6 protein-coding genes and 1 pseudogene are annotated in these 5,624 nt (G+C 71.3%); 5 read left to right on the top strand and 2 right to left on the bottom strand.

Translation table 11 applies throughout. The features are described from left to right. From ABD378_RS26855 to ABD378_RS26835, 5 genes and pseudogenes are all read left to right on the top strand, one after another. A pseudogene (locus tag ABD378_RS26855) lies at positions 1 to 470 on the top strand (ATP-binding protein); the annotation flags it as partial. 67 nt (positions 471 to 537) lie between these two features. Beyond that, a complete protein-coding gene (locus tag ABD378_RS26850; protein WP_344524647.1) occupies positions 538 to 972 on the top strand; it encodes a roadblock/LC7 domain-containing protein in 435 nt (144 codons plus the stop codon). A 2-nt stretch (positions 973 to 974) separates the two neighbouring features. Beyond that, positions 975 to 1,346 (top strand): DUF742 domain-containing protein, encoded by a 372-nt coding sequence (locus ABD378_RS26845; protein ID WP_344524645.1) that lies wholly within the window; start codon positions 975 to 977, stop codon positions 1,344 to 1,346. Continuing rightward, on the top strand, positions 1,324 to 1,920 hold the full coding sequence (locus ABD378_RS26840; RefSeq protein ID WP_160508767.1) for a GTP-binding protein: 597 nt from the start codon (positions 1,324 to 1,326) through the stop codon (positions 1,918 to 1,920). The genes ABD378_RS26845 and ABD378_RS26840 overlap by 23 nt, the downstream gene beginning before the upstream one ends. Next, the gene (locus ABD378_RS26835) at positions 1,917 to 2,489 is read left to right on the top strand and encodes a GAF domain-containing protein (RefSeq protein WP_344524649.1); all 573 of its coding nucleotides are present in this window, start codon (positions 1,917 to 1,919) and stop codon (positions 2,487 to 2,489) included. Before ABD378_RS26840 ends, ABD378_RS26835 begins: the two co-directional genes overlap by 4 nt. A 20-nt stretch (positions 2,490 to 2,509) precedes the next feature. On the opposite strand, the gene ABD378_RS26830 is transcribed toward ABD378_RS26835, so the two are convergent. Further along, complete coding sequence (locus ABD378_RS26830) at positions 2,510 to 4,396, bottom strand: DUF2264 domain-containing protein (protein ID WP_344524642.1); 1,887 nt, start codon at positions 4,394 to 4,396, stop codon at positions 2,510 to 2,512. 16 nt (positions 4,397 to 4,412) lie between these two features. After that, the coding region (locus tag ABD378_RS26825) for a M60 family metallopeptidase (protein ID WP_344524640.1) at positions 4,413 to 5,624 on the bottom strand (1,212 nt) is incomplete at its 5' end.

Below are 5,624 nucleotides of genomic sequence, written 5' to 3'. Positions count from 1 at the left end.
GGCAGCCGCAGCGGGACGTGCCGCCGAAAGCACCGCCGACCGCGCCGCACGGAACCGCGGCGCGTCCCACTGCGCGTCCTGCGGTGAACGGATCCGCGGCCGCCCCGCTGCCCGTCCTCGGCCGTGAGGACAGGCCGACGCCGGCCGAAGCCGTGCCAGGGATCCGGCCGGAGGACCGGCAGGCCGCGGCCGAGCACGCCGGGACACGGCCGACCTCCCTCGACGGAGCCGTGCGCGGCCGGGTGGGAAAGCCCCAACTGCCCAAGCGGCGCGCCCAGGAACACATCGCGCCCCAACTGCGGGACGCGCCGTCGCCCCGCCAGGAGAGCGAACACCACGTCGGCCACGACCCGGGCCTGATGGCCGCCTTCCAGCGCGGCATCGGACTCGCCGCCGCACAGGAGATGCGTGACCCGGCGTCCGAACGCGACCTCAACACCCCCCGCGACGGGGGCGACCAGGGTGGCTGAACCGCACCACCCCGCCAGCACCACGTCTGCCCCGGCAGACCCTCGTACCTCAAGGAGTCGATCCACCATGGCGAGCGATGCGCCGACCGGGCAGGTATCCGACCTCGACTGGCTGATGAGCGGACTCGTGCAGCGCGTTCCGCACACCCACAGCGCGGTCCTGCTCTCCTCCGACGGACTCGTGAAGTCGGTCCATGGCCTCGACCCGGACAGCGCCGACCACATGGCGGCCCTCGCCTCCGGTCTCTACTCACTGGGGCGCAGCGCCGGCATCCGGTTCGGCGACGGCGGCGACGTACGTCAGGTCGTCGTGGAACTCGACTCCACCCTCCTGTTCGTCTCCACGGCGGGCTCCGGCACCTGTCTGGCGGTGCTCGCCGGGCGCGACGCGGACGCGGCGGTGCTCGGCTACGAAATGACGATGCTGGTCAAGAGCGTGCGCCCCTACCTGCTCACCGCACCCCGGCAGCCCGTCGGCGAACCCGCCCCGATGAGGCATTGAGCGTGGCGGCCCCGCACGACGGGCCATGGCTCGACGAATCCGCCGGACGGCTCGTCCGTCCCTACACGGTCAGCGACGGGCGGACCCGGCCGACCGCCCAACTGGACCTGCTGACCCAGGTGATGGCCACCGGGGGCCCGGTCATCGGCTATCTGGGGCCCGAGCACTCGGAGGCGCTCGGGCTCTGCACGGCACCCACATCGGTCGCGGAGATCGCGGCGCAGCTGAAGCTGCCCGCCGTCGTGACCAAAGTGCTGCTCTCCGATCTCGTCGACTGCGGGGCGCTCACCCTGAGAGCCCCGGACTTCTACCACAATCCCACTGACCGGACCCTGTTGGAGGCAGTGCTCGATGGACTACGACGACAGCTCTGACCCCTTCCCCACCGCGCTGAAGATCCTGGTCGCGGGAGGTTTCGGGGTCGGCAAGACGACCTTCGTGGGCGCGGTGAGCGAGATCGCGCCGCTCAGCACGGAGGAGCTCCTCACCACGGTCAGCGAGGGCACCGACGATCTGTCGGGCGTCGAGAACAAGACCACGACAACCGTGGCCATGGACTTCGGGCGCATCACCCTCGACCCGGAACACGTGCTCTACCTCTTCGGAACGCCCGGCCAGGAACGCTTCTGGTTCATGTGGGACGAACTCTCCGAGGGCGCGCTCGGCGCGGTGGTCCTCGCCGACACCCGCCGCCTGGAGGACTGCTTCGCGGCGGTGGACTTCTTCGAGCAGCGCGGCATGGGATTCATCGTCGCCATCAACGAATTCGACGGCGCCCACCGCTACGAACCCGAAGAGGTACGTTCCGCCATCGACCTGGATCCGCAGGTGCCCGTGGTGCGGTGCGACGCGCGGATCTCCAGCTCGGGCATCGCGACGCTCCTCACCCTCGTCAAGCATCTCCTCGCACACGCCCCGGCCGCCCCGAGCTACGGAGCCCACACCTGATGTACGACTCGACCGCGCACCTGCTGCTCACGCCCGTCGACAAGGAGGCGCCGAAGAGGGTGCGGCGGCTGCGCAGACTCGGGATAGGGCTCCGCCCGGACCTCGCCTTCGACGCGTTCGCCGACCGCCTCGCAGAGGTCACGGGCGCGCCGTACTCCATGGTCAACTTCATTGACGAGAACCGGCAGTTCTTCGCGGGCCTGCACACCCCGGACGCCATGGGGGCCGGCTCCGAACTGACCTCCACGGCGGCCACGGAGAGCACGGCGCACCGCTACATGGCGCGCGACCACGGCTACTGCCCGCATGTGATCGTGCGGCGCAAGGCCCTCGTCCTGGAGGACGTCTGCGACTACCCGAGGTTCGCCGGGAACCCGGTGGTCGACGAGATCGGGATCCGCTCCTATTTGGGCGCCCCGCTCATCGACCGCACGGGCATCGCGCTCGGCACGGTCTGTGTGGTGGACGTCGAGCCGCGGCCCTGGGGGAGGGCGGGCCTGGAGACGATCAAGGCGATGGCGGCGGAGCTGATCGAGCAGATTCACCGCCGGGAGGACGGCGGGATCTGACGCACGCCTTCGGTCCTGACTCACACCTCAAGCAGGGTGCCGTCGGGGAAGCGCAGGCGGACGGTGCCGCCCTCCACCGTGCAGGTGATGGACTCCCTCAACGCCGTCGGCCGGACGGTGTCCCGGGACAGCGCGACGAGCGTGACGTGGACGCTCGTGCCGCCCTCGTGGCCGGTGAGATTCAGATACGGCGTCGCCGAGTGCGGTCCGTAGGCGTTGGCCGACACCTCGCGGGCGATGCCCGCCCCCTCGTCCCAGCCGTGCAGCGCGACGACGGCGCTGGTAAGGCCCGATTCCGTACGGGTGAGTGCCCAGCCGGGTCCCCGCTCCGCGTACGGCCGGGTCTCGTCGGCCACCGCGTAGCCGCCCTCGCGGACCGTCACGCCCGGCGGGGCCTGGACGCGGTGGACGCGGATCTCCCACGGGCCGTGCAGCGCGCTGGTCGTCTCGACGGGGAACTCGCCCTCCGTGCCGGGCAGCAGCGCGTCGTGACGGGAGGCGGCCACGCGTCCCTCGCACCGCACCGGGTGGATCCGGCGGCGGCGTGACGCGGTGCCGTCCGGCGCGAGGAGCGCGATGTGGTTGTCCACCGTGCGGTCCCACGCGCTCGGGGCGGTTTCCGGGGCGGTCGCCGTGGAGTAGCCGAACTTGGCGTAGTGCGGGTCGTCGGCCGCGGGGCCATCGAGCGGGTTGTGGTCGCTGCCGTGGTTGATCAGGCGGACGATGCCGTCGTGCCGCGTGCCGTGCAGCAGCCAGCCGGGCTCGGGTAGCGCCGTGTACTGGTCGGACTCCTCGACGGGCAGCGGGAGTTCGCGCTCCGTCCACACCGGGTGATCGGCGGGCAGGAGCAGACCGAGGAAGCCCTTGCTCGCCCAGTACGGGGATGCCGGTCCCGAGTACGCCTGCGTGGACGGCAGGAACGTCCCGTACCAGCCGAGCGGGAGCAGCCCGCGCTCGTCGGGGACGCCGCGCTCCACGAAGTGCCGTGCGGTGCCGGACGCGAGGCGCCGGGTGAGGCCGGGGGCCAGGGGCGTGCAGTCCGCGAGGGCACCCATCCAGACGGGGGCGGTCGCCGCGAAGCGGTACGTCAGGGAGCGGCCCTGGTGGACGGGGGCGCCGTCGGCGCCGAAGAAGTGCGGGTAAGCGGCGAGGAATTGGGCCAGCCGCTCGCGGTAGACCTTGGCGCGCCCGTCGTCGTCCGGGCCCGCCATGCGCGCCCAGAGCAGCGGGTACAGGTGCATCGCCCAGCCGATGTAGTAGTCGAAGTTGCGTCCGTCGCCGTCGCTGTACCAGCCGTCGCCGCGGTACCAGTCCTCGATGCGGTCCAGGCCTCCGTCGATGTCCGTCTTGCTGTACGGGGCGCCGACGGAGGCCAGGAACTGCTCGGACACCACCTGGAAGAGCCGCCAGTTGTTGTCCCACGTCTTGGCGCCGACGAAGCCGGAGAACCAGTCGACGACCCGCTCCTGGACCCGGGGGTCGAGCTTGTCCCAGATCCAGGGGCGGGTCTCGTGCAGACCGATCGCGATCGAAGCCGCCTCCACCATCTGCTGTGAGCAGTCGGTGAGTTCGGGCCAGGCCTCACCGCCGGCGCCGGCACGGTCCGTGCCCGTTGTCAGACCCTGCGCGTAGCGTTCGATGAGGTGGGGGTCGACATCGCCGCCCGCTCCCGCGATCCGGAAGGAGGCAAGGAGAAATGACCGTGCGTATCCCTCAAGGCCGTCCGACACGACCCCCGACCAACTGCCGCGCCCCGGCAGTCGGTACTGCGCGAAGTTGGGCGTCGCGTAGGGGACCAGCGCCTCCAACTGCCGGTCGGCGAGCGCCTCCCAGTGGGCGCGGGTCCAGCCCGTGAGCGGGGACAGGAACCGGTCGGTGGGCGGCAGGGCCAGGTGCGGTGCGGGCATGGTGGGTCTGTGCTCCCTATTCGCGGTAGGTGCTTGCGTCGACGGAGGGCTTGGCCAGGCCGAGTGCGGTGACGCGTGCCTTGCCCGACGCGGTGATCGGGAAGCGCCACTTGGTGACGAAGAACTCCGAGAGGTCGCGCCCCGTGGCCCGGCTCGCGTACACGGCGAGGTTGTCGTAGCGGTCCGCGTCCGTCGCCGACGCGGGGTTGTCGGTGCGGATCAGCTTGTGCAGCTCGGGCCAGACACCGGTGCCGAAGGCGAGCCGCAACTGCCAGAGCGGCACGAGCTTGTGCCATACGTCGAGCGCGGCGTAGTCGGTGCCCGAATCGCGGGCGGTGAAGGCGCGGTCGTAGACGTCCTTGCCGCCGGAGTCCTTGGCCAGCAGCCGTGAGGTCTGGCCGAGCGTGCGCTGCGCGGCGAGCGAGTAGAGGTTGCAGGTGACCTCGGTGAGCGCGCCGGGTTTGTACGCGAACTGCTGATGCTGGTGGCCGAGTTCGTGGTACATGCCCCAGCCGCCGGTGCGCAGACCGTTCACGCCCGCGATGTACGTCATCGCGCCGCTCGGGTAGCCCGTGTATCCGTGCGTCGCGTACGCACCCACCCCGGACGCCACCTTCGTGACGTTCACGAAGTGGTACGGCAGCGGATTGCGTGCGTGCGTGCCGGTGCTGCCGCTCAGTCCGCTGAACGTCGCGTGGGAGGTGAGGAGCTGCTCGTACGTGTCGAGGAGCGCCGCGTGGTCCTCGGCGCGGTACTGCAGCGCGGTGGCGCGGGAGAGGGTGACGATGGCGTGGGCGGACCGGAGCTGGACATACGCGGAGGCCGTCGCCGAGTCCAACTGGGCCTGGAAGGCGGACTCGGAGGTCGACCCGTGCGTGAACGTGGGCATCGGCACGGAGCCGGTGCCGATGGTGACCGTCGCGCGTTCACCGCTGCCGGTCAGGGTGAGGTGAATCGGGCCGCCATGGGGATCTGTGACGGTGTTCGCGCCGGACTTGAGGGCGTACGAACGCGGGGCGTCGGGGGTGGCGTAGTAGTCGGGGATGCCGACGTACAGGGTGGGCAGGACGCCGTCCGGGGCGGAGACCGTCACCGTCACGGGGGTGTTGGCGGGGGCGTGGGCCGCCGTGGTGAAGAAGTCGCTCGCTCGCTGGGCCGCGCCGAGGCGGAGGCGCTGGGACTCGGCGGAGGCCCGCGCGGTGAGGGCGTCCGCGGCGATCGCCCGGGT

This window comes from Streptomyces rectiviolaceus, assembly GCF_039533825.1.
GTDB classification, from domain to species: domain Bacteria; phylum Actinomycetota; class Actinomycetes; order Streptomycetales; family Streptomycetaceae; genus Streptomyces; species Streptomyces rectiviolaceus.
The sequence above is the reverse complement of the archived record's forward strand: the minus strand, read 5'-3'. Positions and strand labels throughout refer to the sequence as shown.

What these genes read in the sequence shown, in the direction of transcription:
- ABD378_RS26850 (WP_344524647.1), top strand. Translation starts at nt 538, where the DNA reads ATGGCGAGCGATGCGCCGACCGGGCAGGTATCCGACCTCGACTGGCTG.
- ABD378_RS26840 (WP_160508767.1), top strand. Translation starts at nt 1,324, where the DNA reads ATGGACTACGACGACAGCTCTGACCCCTTCCCCACCGCGCTGAAGATC.
- ABD378_RS26830 (WP_344524642.1), bottom strand. Translation starts at nt 4,396, where the DNA reads ATGCCCGCACCGCACCTGGCCCTGCCGCCCACCGACCGGTTCCTGTCC.